Annotated in this window: 19 protein-coding genes, 2 pseudogenes and 1 riboswitch; of the genes and pseudogenes, 16 read left to right on the top strand and 5 right to left on the bottom strand. The window is 34.2% G+C overall.

What is annotated here, in order from left to right; genetic code table 11:
• The first annotated feature begins 635 nt into the window (after positions 1-635).
• The 5 genes from ACTYBU_RS15505 (at position 636) to ACTYBU_RS15485 (ending at position 2889) form a co-directional block, all read left to right on the top strand.
• Positions 636-839: a hypothetical protein gene (locus ACTYBU_RS15505; protein ID WP_445491113.1), complete on the top strand. Its 204-nt coding sequence runs from the start codon at positions 636-638 to the stop codon at positions 837-839.
• A gap of 22 nt (positions 840-861) precedes the next feature.
• Positions 862-1308, top strand: coding sequence for a MarR family winged helix-turn-helix transcriptional regulator (locus ACTYBU_RS15500; protein ID WP_445491188.1), 447 nt, complete (start codon positions 862-864; stop codon positions 1306-1308).
• A gap of 71 nt (positions 1309-1379) precedes the next feature.
• Positions 1380-2246 (top strand): permease, encoded by an 867-nt coding sequence (locus ACTYBU_RS15495; protein ID WP_445491112.1) that lies wholly within the window; start codon positions 1380-1382, stop codon positions 2244-2246.
• A gap of 12 nt (positions 2247-2258) precedes the next feature.
• A complete protein-coding gene (locus ACTYBU_RS15490) occupies positions 2259-2411 on the top strand; it encodes a hypothetical protein (protein ID WP_445491110.1) in 153 nt (50 codons plus the stop codon).
• Positions 2395-2889 carry a GNAT family N-acetyltransferase gene (locus ACTYBU_RS15485; RefSeq protein WP_445491108.1) on the top strand — a complete coding sequence of 165 codons (495 nt, stop codon included), beginning with the start codon at positions 2395-2397 and terminating at the stop codon, positions 2887-2889. The genes ACTYBU_RS15490 and ACTYBU_RS15485 overlap by 17 nt, the downstream gene beginning before the upstream one ends.
• Positions 2890-3062: 173 nt before the next feature.
• Here the strand turns inward: ACTYBU_RS15485 and arsC are convergent, their stop codons facing one another.
• From arsC to ACTYBU_RS15465, 4 genes are all read right to left on the bottom strand, one after another.
• On the bottom strand, positions 3063-3482 hold the full coding sequence (gene arsC / locus ACTYBU_RS15480) for an arsenate reductase (thioredoxin) (RefSeq protein ID WP_445491107.1): 420 nt from the start codon (positions 3480-3482) through the stop codon (positions 3063-3065).
• 21 nt (positions 3483-3503) lie between these two features.
• Complete coding sequence (locus tag ACTYBU_RS15475; protein ID WP_445491105.1) at positions 3504-4802, bottom strand: arsenic transporter; 1299 nt, start codon at positions 4800-4802, stop codon at positions 3504-3506.
• A gap of 14 nt (positions 4803-4816) precedes the next feature.
• Positions 4817-5161 (bottom strand): ArsR/SmtB family transcription factor, encoded by a 345-nt coding sequence (locus tag ACTYBU_RS15470; RefSeq protein WP_445491104.1) that lies wholly within the window; start codon positions 5159-5161, stop codon positions 4817-4819.
• A 385-nt stretch (positions 5162-5546) separates the two neighbouring features.
• Positions 5547-6482 carry an ATP-dependent DNA ligase gene (locus tag ACTYBU_RS15465; protein WP_445491103.1) on the bottom strand — a complete coding sequence of 312 codons (936 nt, stop codon included), beginning with the start codon at positions 6480-6482 and terminating at the stop codon, positions 5547-5549.
• A gap of 271 nt (positions 6483-6753) precedes the next feature.
• On the opposite strand from ACTYBU_RS15465, the gene ACTYBU_RS15460 reads away from it, so the two are divergent.
• Both ACTYBU_RS15460 and ACTYBU_RS15455 read left to right on the top strand, forming a co-directional pair.
• Entirely contained in the window at positions 6754-6918 is a 165-nt protein-coding gene (locus tag ACTYBU_RS15460) for a hypothetical protein (RefSeq protein WP_445491101.1), read from the top strand.
• Between the two features lie 15 nt (positions 6919-6933).
• Positions 6934-7167, top strand: a pseudogene (locus tag ACTYBU_RS15455) (ATP dependent DNA ligase); the annotation flags it as partial.
• Between the two features lie 191 nt (positions 7168-7358).
• Here ACTYBU_RS15455 and ligD read toward each other — a convergent pair.
• Complete coding sequence (gene ligD, locus ACTYBU_RS15450) at positions 7359-8570, bottom strand: DNA ligase D (RefSeq protein ID WP_445491099.1); 1212 nt, start codon at positions 8568-8570, stop codon at positions 7359-7361.
• Positions 8571-8857: 287 nt separating this feature from the next.
• Between ligD and ku the strand changes: the two genes are divergently transcribed.
• The 9 genes and pseudogenes from ku to ACTYBU_RS15405 all read left to right on the top strand — a co-directional run bounded on the left by ku (position 8858) and on the right by ACTYBU_RS15405 (position 19535).
• On the top strand, positions 8858-9688 hold the full coding sequence (gene ku / locus ACTYBU_RS15445; RefSeq protein ID WP_445491098.1) for a non-homologous end joining protein Ku: 831 nt from the start codon (positions 8858-8860) through the stop codon (positions 9686-9688).
• 263 nt (positions 9689-9951) lie between these two features.
• Positions 9952-10605 (top strand): phosphatase PAP2 family protein, encoded by a 654-nt coding sequence (locus tag ACTYBU_RS15440; RefSeq protein WP_445491096.1) that lies wholly within the window; start codon positions 9952-9954, stop codon positions 10603-10605.
• 550 nt (positions 10606-11155) lie between these two features.
• The gene (glpK, locus tag ACTYBU_RS15435; RefSeq protein WP_445491094.1) at positions 11156-12646 is read left to right on the top strand and encodes a glycerol kinase GlpK; all 1491 of its coding nucleotides are present in this window, start codon (positions 11156-11158) and stop codon (positions 12644-12646) included.
• A gap of 235 nt (positions 12647-12881) precedes the next feature.
• Positions 12882-14524: pseudogene (locus ACTYBU_RS15430) on the top strand (glycerol-3-phosphate dehydrogenase/oxidase).
• A 765-nt stretch (positions 14525-15289) separates the two neighbouring features.
• A riboswitch (ZMP/ZTP riboswitch) is annotated at positions 15290-15372 on the top strand.
• A 40-nt stretch (positions 15373-15412) separates the two neighbouring features.
• Positions 15413-16255: a bifunctional 5,10-methylenetetrahydrofolate dehydrogenase/5,10-methenyltetrahydrofolate cyclohydrolase gene (locus ACTYBU_RS15425; protein ID WP_445491092.1), complete on the top strand. Its 843-nt coding sequence runs from the start codon at positions 15413-15415 to the stop codon at positions 16253-16255.
• Positions 16256-16543: 288 nt separating this feature from the next.
• Positions 16544-16744: a cold-shock protein gene (locus ACTYBU_RS15420; protein ID WP_445491091.1), complete on the top strand. Its 201-nt coding sequence runs from the start codon at positions 16544-16546 to the stop codon at positions 16742-16744.
• Between the two features lie 484 nt (positions 16745-17228).
• Positions 17229-18683 (top strand): DEAD/DEAH box helicase, encoded by a 1455-nt coding sequence (locus ACTYBU_RS15415; protein WP_445491090.1) that lies wholly within the window; start codon positions 17229-17231, stop codon positions 18681-18683.
• Between the two features lie 131 nt (positions 18684-18814).
• A complete protein-coding gene (locus ACTYBU_RS15410) occupies positions 18815-19015 on the top strand; it encodes a cold-shock protein (RefSeq protein WP_443479817.1) in 201 nt (66 codons plus the stop codon).
• Positions 19016-19142: 127 nt separating this feature from the next.
• The gene (locus ACTYBU_RS15405) at positions 19143-19535 is read left to right on the top strand and encodes a cytosolic protein (RefSeq protein WP_445491089.1); all 393 of its coding nucleotides are present in this window, start codon (positions 19143-19145) and stop codon (positions 19533-19535) included.
• Position 19536: the final 1 nt, after the last annotated feature.

The raw sequence follows: 19536 nt of genomic DNA, 5'->3' as shown, positions 1-19536 counted from the left end.
TACTATGCATATTATCGAATCATGAATTAACACAAACTGTACGAAAAGGAGATAGGGATGGATATAAAACCAATTAAACCGTTTGAACCTATCATGGCAGAAGATATACCTTTTGGAGAAGAGTGGATCAGCGAATTATTATCAAGAGTATTTTTGCTTTTATAACCTTTTCACGTTGTTTATATATAAATAATGTTTACTTAAAAGCTAAAGAAAATTAACCTTTTTCACAGGTCCTTAACTTTATTAAGAACCAAACTTAGACTATTTAGCTGGTGAGTAAAAATCATATAAATTGTAAAACAAATAATGGATGTAAGATTCTCAGTAATTAATAGGGAATTCAATCGGTACATTTATTAAATAAATAGATAATTAACCTGGGATACTGCCCAATACACTGATGATATTTTGTTCTAATAATATCGATTAATTTCTCTAATCAAATGATATAAAACAGCTTCGATACTTTTTGTCTTTATTTGATAAATTTATCAAGCAAAATATATCCACTGAAAATCTTTGTTTTCCTTATTAAAGAAAAAACAAAAATAATAAATAATATTTGCATTTTACAAGTAAATGAATATAATTAAATTAAATCAATACTATTTGATGTAAGGAAAGTGATAATCATGATCGTTAACAATTCAGGGAATTTATCAGTTGAATATTTTCATTCGTACTTTCATCTTATTATGAATGCGTTTGATATCGATGTTAAGGAAGCGAAAAACTATATTATTACTCAATTCTTCCAAGAAAATCCATGTTCCCGTGGCGAAAAAACAGAGTGTAGTTTTCAGGCTTCTTATAAACAATTGGTAAATACTTATTAAAATATGAAATGAGGTGATTAGAATAGAAAATCTTCGTGAAATTTTGCAGACAACTATAAGACGTTTTGGATTACTAGATAAAAATTGCTGTTCTATAGGATCTACAGAAATCTCTCTTATCCAAAGTCACATATTATTTGAAATTGATAAAAGACATAACCCATCTATGCAGGAAATATCAGAAGTTTTAGGAATAGATATTACTACTTTCAGCAGACAAATTCAAACCTTAATTAAGATGGAATTGGTTGAAAAAAGACAGTCCATTCAAGATAAACGAGTATATGAGCTCCATTTAACAACACAAGGTAAAATAATCGCAACATCAATTGATACCCAAATGAATCAGTTCCTGAATGAAGTATTTTCATATATGACTGATTTTGAAAAAGAAACGGTTATCCGTTCCTTAACCTTACTCAATCAATCCATGGCAAAAAGTAAAATGTGCTGTAAACCTGTTCAATAAGCAAGTTCATTTACTTGCTTTTTAAATAAATTTATACTTGCATTTTGCAACTAAATAAGGGAGGAATTACTATGTGGTTCGAAGTTTTCAAAAGTTTTCTATGGATTGCTCTGGAATTAACCGTTTTATTTATCGGTATTTCATTTATTATTAACATCATTCAAGCATTTATTCCCTATGACAAAATGGAACAACTCATGGAAAAGAGTCATCCACTCGTTAGTGCATTGATCGCTATTCTTTTCGCATTTGTCACTCCATTTTGTTCATGCTCCACGATACCTGTTGTCGTGAATCTATTAAACAATCGAATTCGATTTGGTATTGTAATGATCTTTCTTTTTTCATCGCCCGTCTTAGATCCAACGATTCTAACCATTATGACCGCATTACTTGGATGGAAAGTAGCTCTTTATTACACCCTTATCACAACTGTTCTTTCCATTATCATTGGATTCAGCCTTGAAAAGCTAGGGTTTGAAAAAGAAGTGAAAAACGTCTTAGTCAAAAATTATATGGCAGAAAAAAAAGCATTTAATTTAAAGAACGCCTTTTCAGAAACCATAACACTCATAAAAACGGTGTATCCTTATCTCCTAATTGGGGCTGCTATTGGATCTATTATCCACGGAGCTGTACCAACTGAATTTATTGCTCAATATTTTGGAGGGGATAATTGGTGGCTTGTTCCTATTGCTGCTATTATAGGAATCCCCCTCTATATCCGATTATCAACGATGATTCCGATCTCCCAAATTATGATTGCAAAAGGAATGGCATTAGGTCCAGTTATGGCTCTTATTATTAGTTCTGCTGGGGCTAGTCTGCCAGAGGTCACCTTGCTTAATAGTATTTTCAAAAAGAAATTAGTCTTTGCCTTCGTTCTTTCCGTATTCAGTATGTCGACAATTTCAGGGTTCTTATTTTACTTTATCTAGGAGGTGATGAATATGAGTTTATTTCAAAAATTATTCAAAACAGAAAAGAAAAATGATTGCTGTAATATTATTCTTGAAGAAGTTGATAAAAAAGAAGAATCATCTTGTTTCTATAAAATAGAAAAACTTACAGAAAAGGAAGAAAACGATGAACTTTCAAATTGATTTATTAACAAAGGATCATTGGGAACAAGTAGCAACAATCTATCGTCTTGGGATTGAATCAGGAAACTCCACATTTGAGACCACAACACCTAATTGGGAAAGTTGGAAAAACAATCGTGATCTATCTTGTAGCTTAGTTCTAATAAATAACGATACATTTCAAACCATTGGTTGGGCTGCCATAAGCAAGGTATCAAGCCGATGCGTCTATGAGGGAGTTGGTGACGTAAGTATTTATCTTCACCCCGATTATCATGGGAAAGGGTTAGGAAAAACACTGTTAGAAGCATTAATTGATCACTCTGAGAAAAAAGGTTACTGGACCTTACAATCTGGAATTTTCCCTGAAAACAAAGCAAGTCTTTATACTCACATAGGTTGTGGTTTCCGGGAAGTCGGAAGAAGAGAAAAAATCGGTAAACATAATGGTATTTGGAGAGATGTTTTATTAATGGAGAGAAGGAGCGAAATGTTTTAGTTATGCTATTCATTTAAACGTTTCTTTTTCTGCTTTTTTATAAAAAAATTAAAAAGAGTTAAATCTCCTTCCAACAATTAATTTGTTGGAAGGCTAGGATTTTTTTATAAAGAAATTTAATGATTATACAGTAAAAATACACGAGGTAATCTCACAGCTTTTAGAAACAGGCTCTATTCACCTGTTTGAGCAAAACGTTCAATTCTGTCGCCAATTTCATCACGAACACGTTGGAAGAAAGCCCATTTTTCTTCTTCTGTCCCTGTAGCTTTTGCAGGATCATCAAAGCCCCAGTGTACACGTTTGATATGCGGAGGAGTTACAGGACAATTGTCTGCTGCGTGACCGCAAAGTGTTACAATTAAATCAGCATTATTTAATATTTCTGGATCAATCACATCAGATGTTTGATTCGAAATATCGATTCCTGCTTCATTCATTGCTTTCACTGCATTCGGGTTTAGTCCGTGTGCTTCAAGTCCTGCACTTTTCACTTCCCACTCCTCACCTAAGTGTTTTTTTGCCCAACCTTCTGCCATTTGGCTTCTGCAAGAGTTGCCTGTACATAAGAAATAGATTATTTTTTTAGTCATGTTGTATTTCTCCTTTAATAATTAATGAATAATGATCAACCATATATATAAACCAACTAAAGTAATAAACAATACTGGAATGGTTAGAATGATTCCTGTTTTAAAATAAGTTCCCCAAGATACCTTAACCCCTTTTTGCGATAAGACATGCAGCCATAATAAGGTTGCAAGGGAACCGATTGGCGTGATTTTAGGACCTAAATCTGAGCCGATGACATTAGCATAAATGAGCGCTTCTCTTATTGGACCACTTGTCGTTGTATCTGCAATAGCTAGTGCGTCAATCATAACAGTAGGCATGTTATTCATAATAGATGAAAGAATAGCAGCTATGAATCCCATTCCTATCGTTGCAGCAAATAAGCCTTGATCGGCGGTCATTTGAATAAGATCAGCTAATATATTCGTTAATCCTTCATTTCTTAATCCATAAACTACCACATACATTCCAATTGAAAAAAAGACAATTGCCCAAGGTGCACCTTTAATGATAGCTCGAGTATGAACAGCTGGGCTTTTTCTAGCCATAGCAAGGAAAAAAATAGCGACAACACCCGCGATAATAGAAACAGGAATTCCAGTTAATTCACTTGCGAAATATCCAATTAAAAGGATTCCTAGCACAAGCCAAGATAATCGAAACATTTTTTTATCTTGAATCGCTTCGACTGGCTGCTTAAGTTGAGACAGATCATAATTTTCCGGTATGCTTTTACGGAAAAAGAGATATAAAACCAAAATGCTTGCAATCAAGGAAAAGAGGTTTGGAATAATCATTCTTGAAGTAAACTCAGTAAATGTAATCCTAAAAAAATCTGCAGAAACAATATTAACCAAGTTACTTACAACTAACGGAAGAGATGTTGTATCCGCAATGAAACCACTCGCAATTATGAATGGAAAAACCATTTTTTCATTAAATTTTAAATTTCGGACCATTGCTAAAACAATAGGAGTTAAAATAAGGGCTGCACCATCGTTTGCGAAAAACGCAGCAACTAATGCTCCTAGAATAGCCACGTAGACAAACATTTGAACTCCGTTTCCTCGTGCAGCTCTGGCCATATGGAGAGCTGACCACTCAAAGAAACCAATTTCATCTAAGATAAGGGAGATAATAATAATTGCTATAAAGGCTAATGTAGCGTTCCATACAATAGAAGTAACAGCTATTACATCTTTAAAATCTACTACTCCTACGATTAAGGCGAGAATGGCTCCCCCGCAGGCTGACCAGCCGATTGATAATCCTTTTGGCTGCCATATAACTAAAATAAGGGTTATTAAAAAAAACAATGATGCTAATATAACTGATGTCAATACTTTAACCTCCGTTATTCACATGAAATTCGCAATCCATGTTGTTCTAATTCTTGTAATTTGAAATCTTGATTTGGCAGTTGTTGAAGTAAGTTTTGGACAAATGGATAAAAATCATTTTCTTTGTTCAATGAATAGATAATCCATTGTCCTCTTCTTGTTTCTTTTACAATTCCAGCATCTTTTAATTTACGTACATGTTGACTAATAGCAGGCTGACTTGTTTTAAATATTTCCACAAATTCACAAACACAACAATCTTGTGATTCTAAAATCTTCACCATTGTTAAACGAGTTCTATCCCCTAATAACTTTAAGATTGTTGCTGCGTTTTCAATTTGAACAGTTGATACTCGCATAATCGCACCTCCTAATATTCAACGAAATATTAATATATAACTATTTGCTTATATGATCCACTTATTACTGTCTATTTACCGATAGGATCGTCTGTTTATTCAAATAAAAACTTCATTTGTATGGTTTATTTTTGCTAATTCACAAAGTCTTAGTACCAGTTTTTTACTTTTAAAAAATTTGCAATCCATAACTTATATAAGTTCATTTACATCTAATTCTTTCTTATGATGAAATCACATATAAAAACTTACTTATATAATATTTCACTTATATATTGATTTCAATTGTTTTATGTAAACTTTTTGTTAAAAAACAAGTTTAAAGAATCAATTTTATCATGTTACCCCTCCAAGTAATGTTTGTTCATTACAAGAAATCTAAATTTTATATAAAATCTATTTTACAATCTGATGGTGAAACAGAAACAAATGCCTCAATAACTGGATGTCTTAAAATTTGACCTTCAATCCATTCAAGGAAGGTAACTTTTACCGTTAGCATAGGATTTAACCAGACAATGTTCCCTTTATCAATGAAATTAATAAAGGGTGTTTTTTCTGTAATTAAAGGTTTTATTGCTGTTGTAAGGTCCATCCAATCCTTTCTTGTTAATTTTCCAGTACCTACGCTACCTATATAAACTAAATGACCGATTTCATTAAATAGTCCTAGATTTAAGGAGTTTACCATTGAATTTTTGTAGGAAACACCTCCAACTACAGCAACAAGGTCATGTTGTTTTTTCTTTTTTTGCCATCTACTATCTTTGCCTTTTATTAAATAGGTACTGTTAAGATCTTTAAATACGACGCCTTCAAGATCACTTTTCATACATGCTTGAAAAAGTCCTTCCTTATCGGTAAAGCTCTCAACTATTTGTATGTGTTCATTTGGGATCATAATTTCTTTTAAGAACCTTTGTCTTTCAACAAGTGGATACTTTGTTAGCCATTTTCCATCCAAATAGAGAATGTCAAATACCATATAGGTTATGGGTATGTTTTGAATAATCCTTTCGTTCTTCTCAATATTTTTAATTTTATCTCTTTTCATCACCTCGTAAAATGAGGGTTTTCCTTCTTTGAGCGCAATTATTTCACCATCTAAAATAATTGATTTAGCTTGTGTATATTTTGATGGTATCAATAATTCTGGATATTGTTTTGTTCTTTCATTAAGTTTTCGATTAAAAAGTCTTACACTTTTTACAGATGAATAAGTAAGTATTCTTGTTCCGTCCCACTTTACTTGTCCAATCCAGTTGTCACCAACAGGTATTATATCTGTGCCAATAGGTTCGAAAGGTGTAATTGGTTGCATTCTAGTCATTCCTTTTTTTCTTATTATAAACACATTAATACCAATATATTTATTGTTTTATTTGTTAATTGTAGCTATCAATTGTATTTAATTCATTAAAACCTAATATTATCTATATATTAAGTAATAGTTGTACAAAAAAAGAAAATATTATGTACATTAAATATTTTTGTACATTAGAAATAATTTCTAGATATTCCTATTAGAAAGGGATTTGGATAATTAAATATATTAATGTACATATTTTTTTATGTAGATACATTTAAAAAATTTGAATAGTACATACATAGTAGGTGGGAAAAGTGCTGAATGGAAAAAAATAAAAAACTATAAAGATAGTATTGCAGTTATCGGCGGGGCTACCTATCGATCTGGAATCGTTAATTCCGTTCTGCTTGGCCTCTACGATAAGCAGGATCAATTCTGGTATATTTGACATGTAGGAACAGGAAAACTTAAAAATGAAGATTGGAGAAAATTAACAGAGATTCTGGAATTGTTGAAAATAGACAACAAACCTTTTATTAATCAGCCCGAAAAAAGAAGCGAGGTACAGTGGTTGAAGCCCGTTATTACTGTAAAGGTCCATTATTTCGAATGGCCTGAAGGGCGTTCATTAAGACAGGCGAGCATACAAGCATTTGTGCAAATCCCAGCAAATGAATGTAAACTTCCTAATCAGTAAGGGGCAAAATAAGGATGTAGGATAAGGTATTAATAAATGAAAAGCATAGGATGAGAAAAGATATTCAAGCACCTTAACCACAAGTATGTCTTAAACAAAGTTTATTTAAATAGAAGAAGGCAAACTTTTCATGCTGATCGAAATCGTTCCTGCATTAAAAGCGAACGTTTTCGACAGCCTATAATAAAAAACTATTTCTTAATAAAGTCTAAAACTTTTTCGAATGGCTGCTTTGTTTTTGCTTTCAAATAATTTTCAAAAGGATCAGCTTGCTTGTTTAAACGCGATAGTACATGCTGCATCGTAAATGTTTTAGGAGATAAATCTTCGGTTAATTCTTCCCAATATAAAGGACAGGCAACACTACCCTCGTTATTGCCTCTAATCGAATAAGGAGCAATAATCGTTTTTCCCTCACTATGCTGAATATAATCAATATATAATCGGTTATGGCGATTTTTTTTCAGGCGCTCAATAGTAAAATGATCAGGTTTGGAAGATACCATATATTGAGCAACAAACTCTGTGAATTTCCTTGATTCTTTGTATGTAAAAGTTTTCTCAGGCAGTGGTATGTATACTTGAATGCCTTTATTACCAGAAGTTTTTAAAAAAGCATACAGTTTTAAGCTGTCTAGAATATCTTTCAGCATTTTAGCTGCATCAATCGCTAAGTGAAAATGTTCTTTTGAAGGTGGATCTAAATCAAATACAATTTCCGATGGGTTTCCTTCTGAATAGATGGTTTCAAAAGGAATGTGAAATTCAAATGCCAGTTGATTGCCCAACCAGGTTAAACTATCGATCGAATTGCAAATAATATAATCAATTGATTCTTTTCTGCTTGTCATAATAAATTCCGGAGCATAGTCTGGACATTGTTTTTGATAAAAGGATTCACCAAAAAGCCCATGCGGGTAACGAATTGTGGTTAGCAATCGATTGTTTAAAAAGGGAAGCAAATAAGGAGCAATTGCCTCTAAATAATGAATATATTGTTGCTTTGTTGTATTATTATTTGGAAACAATCGTTTATCAGGATGGGTTATCTCCACTTTTGCTGCTATCTTTTTTTCTATCAATTGATCATAAGTACACTTTTTCCAATTGTAACCTAATAAAAATTCTTGAAAAGATGCATTTGCTATTTGAGCGTTTTCAAAAGAGCTGAATTGTAATTGGACACAAATGCCTGGCTGCACATAGATGCTATTTTTATCGCTCTTTCCTCCATTTTGGTTGATTATCTGCAATAATGTTTCTTTCTCTTGTTTAGTTAATCCTTTATGAAAGGAACCAACCTCTATTAATTCTTCATTTTTGACAAGTGATACAATAAAGGAATTTTCTTTTTTATTATAGCCGACAACGGTAAAATTAGCTGAATAGATCATCTTTTTCATCCTTTGCTAAAATGCATTTGTATTATGCTTTCACTTTTTTAGTTGATTCATTCATTTCCAATTATTAATTGAATGAAAGAGCAGTTGATAAGCCATTTTAAAAGTAGAGACAAAATTTGCAGGTCGGTCGTAAACATTTGTGTTTCGAGGTGAAGCCTTAGCAGAGCAGCGTTAGTATTTGTATTGTTCATCCGAAATTGCTTGGAACAAAGAATTCGAGCGCTTATCGACAGCCTGTTGCAAAAAAATATTGCTTATTTAAGGAGCAAGATGGGAGGTCTACAACCATGCATACAATGTGGAAAGGAAATATTAGTTTTGGACTAGTTAATATTCCAATTAAGCTGCATACTGCAACAGAAGATAAAGATATAAAATTAAGAACACTTCATAAAGAATGTCATGCACCGATAAAATATGAAAAAAAATGCTCGGCATGTCAAAAAGAAGTTGCTCCAGAAGAGATTGTAAAAGCATATGAGTATGCAAAAGGGAAATATATTATTCTGGATGGGGAAGAATTAGAAAAATTGCGAAAAGAAAACGAAGATAAAGCAGTTGAGATTATCGATTTTGTGAAAATGGAAGAAATCGATCCTATTTATTATGAGAAATGCTACTACATGTCATCAGGTGAAGGCGGAAATAAAGCATATGCATTATTAAGACAAGCCTTAATGGAGTCAGGAAAAGTAGGGATTGCAAAGATTATCATCCGCTCTAAAGAGCAGCTTGCTGTTATTCGTGTTTACGAAAATACACTTGTAATGGAGACAATCCATTTTCCTGATGAAGTAAGAAAAGTGGAGGATGTTCCGAGTGTTCCTGCGGAAGGACAAATTGTAAAAAAGGAATTGGAAACAGCCATTCTTTTAATTGACCAATTAACCACAACATTTGATCCGAATAAATATACAGATGATTATAGAACGGCATTGCTGCATTTGATTGAATCGAAAAAATCAGGCAAAGAAATAGTGGTAAGCAAAGAAAAAGCAGAAACGACCAACGTAATGGACTTAATGGCCGCGCTTCAAGCTTCTATTGATACAACCAAGCCAAATAAACCAGAAGAAAAGAAAAAAAGAACAAGAAAAAAAGCAGTAAAAGAAGCTTAACGGTATCCGTGGGGAGAAGTAAGATCCCACGGAAATTTTTATGTTTAGGCATGTGTTTATGAAAAGATTTATTCGTTTTAAAGCAGATTTTTATGGAAATAAAAGAAAAAAGAGTAAAGCGAAATCTAGAATATAGAAAAACAATATATTGCGATGATAAAAAGAATAGGATAGACTTTTTATCTCACCTTTTCAAACTTACTTCAAGTGTTTCGACAAGTGACAAATGGTTGGACAAACTCAACCAAAATAGGAGGATTAACATGGATAATGCAAAAAAACTAACCATTAAATATTTGCTGCTATTTTTATCTGTGATTGTAATTGGATGCAGTGGATTTATTGCCATAGCCAATTGGGTGACAAGCAAGGATATTATTGATTTTGATCAACATATCATCTCATTTGTACAATCCTATATTTCAGATGATTTTACACCCATTATGATAACCATTAGTTTTTTTGCTTCGATAAAATGGATTGCTGCTCTAGTTGTCCTCATCTCGGGAATATTGTGCTGGAGGAAAAAATGGTCATTAGCTATTTTTCTTCTTTGTGCATCAGGGTTGGGAGGTTTGTTAAATAAAGGATTAAAATGGTTTTTTAAGCGGGAGCGTCCAGATATCCTGCCACTTGTGGTGGAACAAAGCTACAGTTTTCCTAGCGGTCATTCTATGGGTGCAATACTGTTTTACGGCAGCTTGGCATTTATTATTATTCATTTAATAAAATCAGCAGGTATCAAATTAATCACAGTAATTCTGATGGCGATTTTTATTCTAAGTATCGGAATAAGCAGAATTTATTTAGGGGTACATTATCCAACAGATGTACTTGGTGGTTATTCCATAGGCATAGCGTTTCTTTATCTTTGCATTTTATGTTTTCATTATTATGAAGGAAAAACCAATAAGTAAATGTTTTTTGAATAAGGTGGAGCATGGAGGAGAATAGGTAGGATGCACCAAAAAATAATACCAGCTTCTGCTAATATGAGTGGAAAATGCGATACAAGCTGGTGCTGCAGGCATCACAACATCTAAAAACACCTTTGAATGAAAAAAGATAACTAGTAGACATTTGTATATTTCTGTTCTTTTAAGATAGCTGGATACAGAAAATTGTCTTACATTATTTTTCCTAATTTTATAGTGAATATAGGATAAAAAAACATTGACAGCGTTTTCATTTATTGGTATAATAACCTCATAAGTTAATAAAACGTGTTGGATAAAAGGAGATGCACACAGGTTATCACATGTTATATGTGGTGAATTACTGTCGTGCGCTCCTTTTTTCGATTTATCCTACTCTTAACGGGCAGTAAAACCCCCACTGATGGAAAGGTTCACTTTATTGTATTTTGCTTTTTGGGAAATAAAAAGGGGAAAGGATACGATAGGGGAAAAGCAGCTTACTAGAATCGTATGAAAATAATAAAAAGAAAAAAAACCGGAGGAATTTACAATGGAGAAATACATTTTATCCTTGGATCAAGGAACAACTAGTTCAAGAGCGATAATATTCAATAAAAAAGGAGAGATAGTTCATTCTGCGCAAAAAGAATTCACGCAAATTTTTCCGAAGCCTGGCTGGGTGGAGCACAATGCCAATGAAATATGGGGGTCGATTTTGTCTGTTATAGCAGCCGTTTTATCAGAATCGGATATTAAAGCAGAACAAATAGAAGGAATTGGAATAACGAATCAAAGAGAAACAGCAGTAGTTTGGGATAAAAAAACAGGAAATCCTATATATAATGCGATTGTATGGCAATCAAGGCAAACGAAGGAAATTTGTGAAGAATTAAAAGAAAAAGGCTATGATCAATTATTCCGCGATAAAACCGGTCTTTTAATTGACGCCTATTTTGCTGGAACAAAAGTAAAATGGATTCTGGAACATGTAGAAGGCGCAAGAGTAAAAGCAGAAAACGGAGAGTTATTATTTGGAACCATTGATACTTGGCTAATATGGAAGCTTTCAGGTGGAAAGACCCATGTTACTGATTTTTCAAATGCTTCCCGGACTTTAATGTTCAATATATATGACTTAAAATGGGATGAAGAATTATTAAATATTTTAACGATTCCAAAATCCATGCTGCCAGATGTGAAGCCTTCATCTGAAATTTACGGTCATACGATAGATTATCATTTCTTTGGGAAAAACATTCCAATTGCTGGAGTGGCTGGTGATCAGCAGGCAGCTCTTTTTGGTCAAGGGTGCTTTGATCAAGGCATGGCAAAAAATACGTACGGCACAGGATGCTTTATGCTAATGAATACTGGTGAAAAAGCCGTAAAATCAGAACATGGACTATTAACAACAATAGCATGGGGGTTAAATGAAAAGGTTGAATATGCATTAGAAGGCAGCATATTTGTAGCAGGATCTGCTATTCAATGGCTGCGTGATGGATTAAGAATGTTAAAGGATGCGAAAGACAGTGAAACATATGCAAGCCGTGTCCCTTCAACAGATGGAGTATACTTAGTGCCTGCATTTGTCGGTTTAGGAACGCCGTATTGGGACAGTGATGTAAAGGGAGCAATGTTTGGTGTAACAAGAGGTACAACAAAGGAACATTTTATTCGTGCCGCATTAGAATCGTTGGCTTATCAGACAAGAGATGTTCTGTCTGCAATGGAAGCAGATTCTCAAATTAAATTAAAGACATTAAGAGCTGATGGCGGTGCTGTAAAAAATAATTTCTTAATGCAATTCCAAGGAGATATATTAAATGTTCCTGTAGAGCTTCCAGTTATCAATGAAACGACTGCTTTAGGTGCAGCCTATTTAGCTGGTCTTGCGGTTGGGTTTTGGAAAGATCAAAAAGAAATTTCTGAAAAGTGGAGTTTGGATAAAGCTTTTGAACCAAATATGGATGAAAACAAACGCGAGGAATTGTATGCAGGTTGGAACAAGGCTGTTTATGCAACAATGGCATTTAAATAAGCATAATTATAACAAGTGAAAGACGAATTATTTCTATACCAAGTAGCTTCTTTTTCTTGTGAAATTCATTTAAGTATGTATAGTGTGAAAATACAGTTTATTATGCTATACTATTTTTAAGTTAATAAGATGTCTGGAGATATGGAGAGACCAATAGTCATTATCGGATAGCTGATAATGTCGCTTTGTGCTCTCTTTTTGTTTGTTTAAGCAGGATCGTATAGGAGGACAGTATATGAAACCACTTAATCGAAAAGAAATCGAACAAAAATTGAAAGAGAAAAAATTTGATGTGCTGATTATTGGTGGTGGTATTACTGGAGCTGGCATTGCTCTTGATGCAATAACAAGAGGAATAAGTACGGGGCTTGTTGAAATGCAGGACTTTTCTGCAGGAACATCAAGCAGATCCACTAAATTGGTTCATGGAGGATTGCGATATCTGAAGCAACTGGAAGTGAAAATGGTTGCAGAAGTTGGAAAAGAAAGAGCGGTGGTTTATGAAAATGGTCCACATGTGACATCACCAGAATGGATGCTGCTTCCATTTCATGCGGGGGGGACTTTTGGAAAGTTCACCACAAGCATCGGTTTAAGAGTATATGACTTTCTTGCAGGAGTAAAAAAAGAGGAAAGACGCATCATGTTCACGAAAGAAGAAACATTATTGAAAGAACCGCTCATTAAGGAAGCAGGATTAAAAGGAGGGGGCTATTATGTGGAATATCGGACAGATGACAGTCGCCTAACAATGGAGGTAATAAAAAAGGCAATCGAAAAAGGCGCGGCTGCCCTTAATTACACAAAGATGGAAAAGCTATTATACAATGCTCAAGGGAAAGTAAATGGAGTTTTAGTTGCGAATAAGCTATCTGGAGAAAAATACGAAATTTATGCAGAAAAAATAATAAATGCAGCAGGACCATGGGTAGATGCTATTCGAGAAAAAGATGGAAGCAAAAAAGGAAAAGCTCTTCAATTGACAAAAGGGGTGCACCTTGTGATCGATCAATCCTTTTTTCCGTTAATCAGGCGATTTATTTTGACACACCTGATAAAAGAATGATGTTCGCCATCCCTCGGGATGGAAAAGTATATGTTGGTACAACGGATACTTTTTATAGCGATGATCCGATACATCCAACCATGTCAAGTGATGATAGAGCCTATATTATTAAAGCGATTCAATATATGTTTCCAACCGTAAAAATTACAGAAAAACAGGTTGAATCAAGCTGGGCAGGGATTAGACCGTTAATTTTAGAAGACGGGAAAGATCCTTCTGAAATTTCTCGAAAAGATGAAATATGGGAATCTCCTTCTGGATTAATTACGATAGCAGGTGGAAAATTGACAGGATATCGAAAAATGGCCGAGACGGTTGTGGATTTAGTTTCTAATAAGCTGCAAAAAAAATATGGTCCATGTACAACAAAACATTTGCCCATTTCGGGAGGCGATGTCGGCGGATCTGCCAATTTTGAAAGCTATAAGTCCAGTGCTGCATCGGTTGGAATAGAAGCTGGATTAACTACGGAGGAAGCAGCGATTCTTGCCAGACAATTTGGAAGCAATGCACTCATTCTATTTAAAATGATAAAAGAAAAAAACGAAGAAGCAGCAAAATATGAACTGCCACTTCTATTATGGGCAAAAATCCGTTATGCGGTTGAATTTGAAATGGCAGTAACGCCAGTAGATGTATTGCTGCGGCGCACAGGATTTATCTTATTTGATATGAACCAAGTGAAGCAATACAAAAATAACGTGATTAACTTTATGACAGACTTTTATTCATGGAATAAAGAAAAAAAATTGTGGTATGCGAAGAGCTTGGAAAAAGAAATTTTGAACGCAACTGTACAGATTGATTTGTAAAAAAAGAATAGCCAGCTTAATCTATATGCTTCAAAAATATGACCACTATTCTTTCATAAAAGGAAAATACAGATCGTGGTCTTTTCATTTTTATTTATGATGGATAAAATAAAAATGAAAAAGACGCTGGCACTTTGAATGAAAAAAGGAATAATAACCATTTGACTTTTTGTAAATATTAGGATAAGATACTCCTTGTATGTATTTAAGGTTTTGAACGGATTCATGTAGAAAAAGCGTGTAAGTTAGTCATTTAATAAAAATCGGAACTATTACTAAATTTTAGATTTACACTTCAACTATCTTCAAAAACATATTCTATCACCTTCAATAATCGCGGATTAATCCTTCCATTAAAATTTAATTCAGATATGTATTTAGCCGTTCGAATGAACAATCCTAATTTCACACTGGCACGGCCGAGGAGCCGTAAGGATGAAAGAGAGGTAGGGCTTTCGTTGTTTTAGGAATATACACAACTAATTATTAAGTGTACATCCTTAAGTATATGCATTTTGCATGAAAAAAGTGTCTCTAATCAGATAACAGCATTTTCTAACTATAAGATTTCTGAGTTAGCAAAAGCTGAATTCTAAATTGGGAGGCACTTTTTTATTTTGTAAATTGTTGTATTATATTCTAAAATAAGTAATAAAACAGCCAGTACGAAGAAAAAGGGTAATACTATACTACAAGCATATGAATAAAAGAAAAAACATTGTTCAAATTGGAACGCACCTGTGTTATGATACTTCTGTATTAAGCAAATTACACAGTGACTGACGACAATAATGGAATAAACCATATGGGAGCTGTGTATAGTATCGCCGGTCGTCTGGGCAAAAGATGTATAGAAGCATCTTTTAACATTTTTCCGGAGGGATATATATGACAGAGAAACTTATACTAGATGGTAATGTAGTAGCAAACGCAGTAAAGGACGAATTAACGACAAGAATTGCAGCATTAAAAGCTAAAGGAATTACACCTTGTTTAGCAACCATTTTAGTAGGAGACGATCCATCTTCTGAAACATATGTAAGAATGAAAGGAAATGCATGCGCTAGACTCGGAATTGATTCGAAAAAAATAACATTAGACAAAGAAACAACAACAGATCAACTACTAGAAACGATTTATCAATTAAATGAAGATGATAATGTTCATGGCATTTTGCTTCAGCATCCAGTGCCTCATCAAATTGATGAAAGAAAAGCATTTGAAGCAATTGATATTGAAAAAGATGTGGATGGGGTAACAAGCTTTGGATATGGACAAACAGCTTTAGGTTTTGGCAAATATCCATCATGTACACCAGCTGCAATATTGAAAATAATGGAATACTATAATATAAAAGCAAGCGGGAAACATGCTGTAGTAGTAGGCAGAAGTCCAATTCTTGGAAAACCGGTTTCTGCATTGCTATTGAATGAAGATGCTACGGTTACTACATGCCATTCAAGAACAACAGATCTTGCTGGCCATGTGAAGCAGGCGGATATTGTTATCGCAGCTGTAGGAAAACCAAATTTTATCCAAGGAGACTGGATTAAAGCAGGAGCAGTAATCTTAGATGCTGGTTATAATAAAGGCAATATCGGTGATGTTGATTATGATGCATGTTATGAACCTGCATCTGCAATTACACCTGTTCCTGGTGGAGTAGGCCCTGTTACAATAAGCATGCTTCTGAAACACACGGTTGATTCAGCAGAAGCCCGTCTGATATAAAGAAATTATTTAGAGATGTTCCTTTTTTCTGAAAAAAGGAACATCTCTAAACCAGGGAAACTTTCTTAAAATGCAATTGACAATAGTTGAAAAATTTTATATTATGTATATAACGCTATTAAGTTCGGTATATGTTTTATGGATAAGTGGTCGTAGCTGCAATAATATGTAGGCGATTTTGATCCCTGCATATTAAAGGCTACGACCTTTTATGTAGCGAAGATTTATCGATTCCTAAAAGTTTATATTAGGTGCTTAAAGGTGTAACACATTTTTGGAGGTTTTACAATGAACACAGGTAAAGTTAAATGGTTTAATGCAGAAAAAGGTTTCGGTTTCATCGAGTCTACAGAAGGTCAAGACGTATTCGTTCACTTCTCTGCAATCCAAACTGAAGGTTTCAAAACTTTAGAAGAAGGCCAAGAAGTTACTTTTGAAATCGTTGAAGGTAACCGTGGACCACAAGCTTCTAATGTATCTAAAGCTTAATCCAGTACTGTAAAGTTTAAAGGTGATGCCTTTCCATAATGCATCACCTTTTTTATTGAGCAAGATTCTTTGAGTCAGTTAAACGCTTCTAAATGGAATTAAAGGATTCCTAACACTAGAACACTTCAAACTATATTCATCCTTTTTATTCATCAGTTTTCTATCCACATATTTCCCACTTTAAACGGGGTATACCGAATGTTTTGAATGATTTACTTTAATTATTCTGGAAATGAAAAAAAGTGAAATAAAATGGAGAGTATATATTAATATAATGTAATAATACAATACGCTCTGCTATAGATATTTTTCGAAACAGACTCATTTTCCATAATAAAGGGAAAAATAAAAATGTTTGATGCTAATGGTTTATAAAGAGAAGCCACGCATTAAAATCCCTTTTACAATAAAACATTCTGTATGCTTCGACATATTCCTATAAGAAGTATCGATTTGCAGAGCAAATACTAAGGAGGAAAAAGTATTGACAACTTTTTCAGATTTTCAATTAAGCAATAGTTTAGAAAAGGCATTATCTAACATGGGGTTCGAGGAACCAACACCAATTCAAGCGGAATCTATTCCAATTGCACTTTCCGGCAAAGATATGATCGGACAAGCACAAACAGGGACAGGAAAAACAACAGCTTTTGGTGTTCCGTTATTAGAAAAAATAGAAGTTGGTAAAGCAATACAAGGGTTGGTTATTGCGCCGACTAGAGAATTAGCAGTCCAAGTTGCGGAAGAATTAAACCGTATTGGTGCTGTAAAAGGCATTCGTACATTGCCAATTTACGGTGGACAGGATATCAACCGTCAAATTCGTGGATTAAAGAAAAAGCCGGAAATTATTGCAGCAACTCCAGGCCGTTTAATCGATCATATTGAACGCAAAACAATACGTTTACAAGATATAAAAATGATCGTACTAGACGAAGCAGATGAAATGCTAAACATGGGTTTTATTGAGGATATCGAAAGAATCTTAAGTGAAACGCCAGACAGCCGTCAAACACTTTTGTTCTCAGCAACAATGCCTAAACGAATTCAATCTTTGGCAGAGCGTTTTATGACAGAGCCGGCATTAGTAAAAGTAAAAGCAAAAGAAATGACTGTTACGAATATTGAGCAGCAATACATGGAAGTGCAAGAGCGTCAAAAATTTGATGTTTTATGCAGCCTTTTAGATATCCAATCACCAGAGTTAGCAATCGTTTTCGGTCGTACAAAAAAGCGTGTTGATGAAGTAGTGGAAGGTCTTATTAAACGCGGCTACTCAGCAGAAGGTATTCATGGTGATATTCCTCAAGGTAAACGTGATCAGGTAATCCGCCGTTTTAAAGAGCAAAGCATTGATATTATGGTTGCTACGGATGTTGCGGCGCGTGGATTAGATATTAGCGGCGTTTCCCATGTATACAATTTTGATATTCCACAAGATCCAGAAAGCTATGTGCATCGAATTGGCCGTACTGGACGTGCTGGTAAAAAAGGATTGGCTGTTACATTTGTTTCACCAAGGGAAGTAGATCATTTACGTATTATCGAAAATGTAACAAAAAAGAAAATGTCGAAAAAGCCGCTTCCATCTTTAACAGATGTGTTAGCTGGTAATCAGCAAGCTACGATCAACAAAATTGCGAAAACAATTGAAGAAAATCAATATGCAGAATATAAACGTGTTGCTGAAACGTTGTTGGAAGATCAGGATTCTGTAACGTTATTAGCTGCAGCATTAAAATTATTAACAAAAGAACCTGATGCAACACCAGTTAAATTAACAGCGGTTGAGCCGCTTCGCAGCAAAAAACCGAAAAAAGACCATCGTTCTGGAAGTGGACGCCGTCGTCGCAATGACCGTGGCGGAGAACGCAGTTTTGATCGCAGCCGCAAAGGATCAGGCGGAGAAAGAAGAAGCAGAAACCGCAGTAATGGGTAATATGTTTGCTGTGTTATTGTAAGAATTAGATTTTTATCCAAATTTCGAATAAACATGCGAAAAATGGGTAAACTGAATAAACGAAGGATATTCTGAATATCCGTCTTTATTTAAATCTAGGAGGCAATAAAATGGCAACAGGTAAAGTAAAATGGTTTAATTCTGAAAAAGGTTTTGGATTCATTGAAGTAGAAGGTGGAGAGGATGTATTTGTACACTATTCTGCTATTGAAACAGAAGGATTTAAAACATTGGATGAAGGCCAAGAAGTTAGTTTCGACATTGAGCAAGGTGGACGTGGACCACAAGCTGTAAAAGTAACGAAACTATAAATAATAATAGAAAGCCCGCTGCATGCAGCGGGCTTTCTTAGTGAAGACAAATAGAATTCACACCTGTTATTTTTTGCTATCTAGATAAAGATTGTTTACAATAGAAAAATGAAAGAGGTGTGTTGTGATGAAAGAATATACAGTAGAATTCCATAAAGAAGATGGCATAGCAAATATGAACGTCGCAAAATTAAACGAAGATGATTTTAATAAGGTTACAAGCGGCGGGACAAGACAACTATTTGAATTGGATACAAATATTGGATTTTTTATTTATTTTGACGCGATTGATGAACAGGGCAAAGAGTCTTACCTTGTTCTCCAGTATGAAGAAGAACAAGAAGCACCTTCAGCTTGCTATTCCTTCGAATTAAAAGATTTTTATCAGTTTATCGCATTGCACTTAAATGATCTGCAATTGGACGAGGAAGAGCTTGAAGAGGATGCTTTCGGTCCCATTCATTATTTAGCTCATTTAATGCATCATATTGTAGAAGATGGTAAATCTTTAGAGGTGTAAT

It is taken from the genome of Niallia sp. 03133, assembly GCF_052663225.1.
The sequence above is the reverse complement of the archived record's forward strand: the minus strand, read 5'-3'. Positions and strand labels throughout refer to the sequence as shown.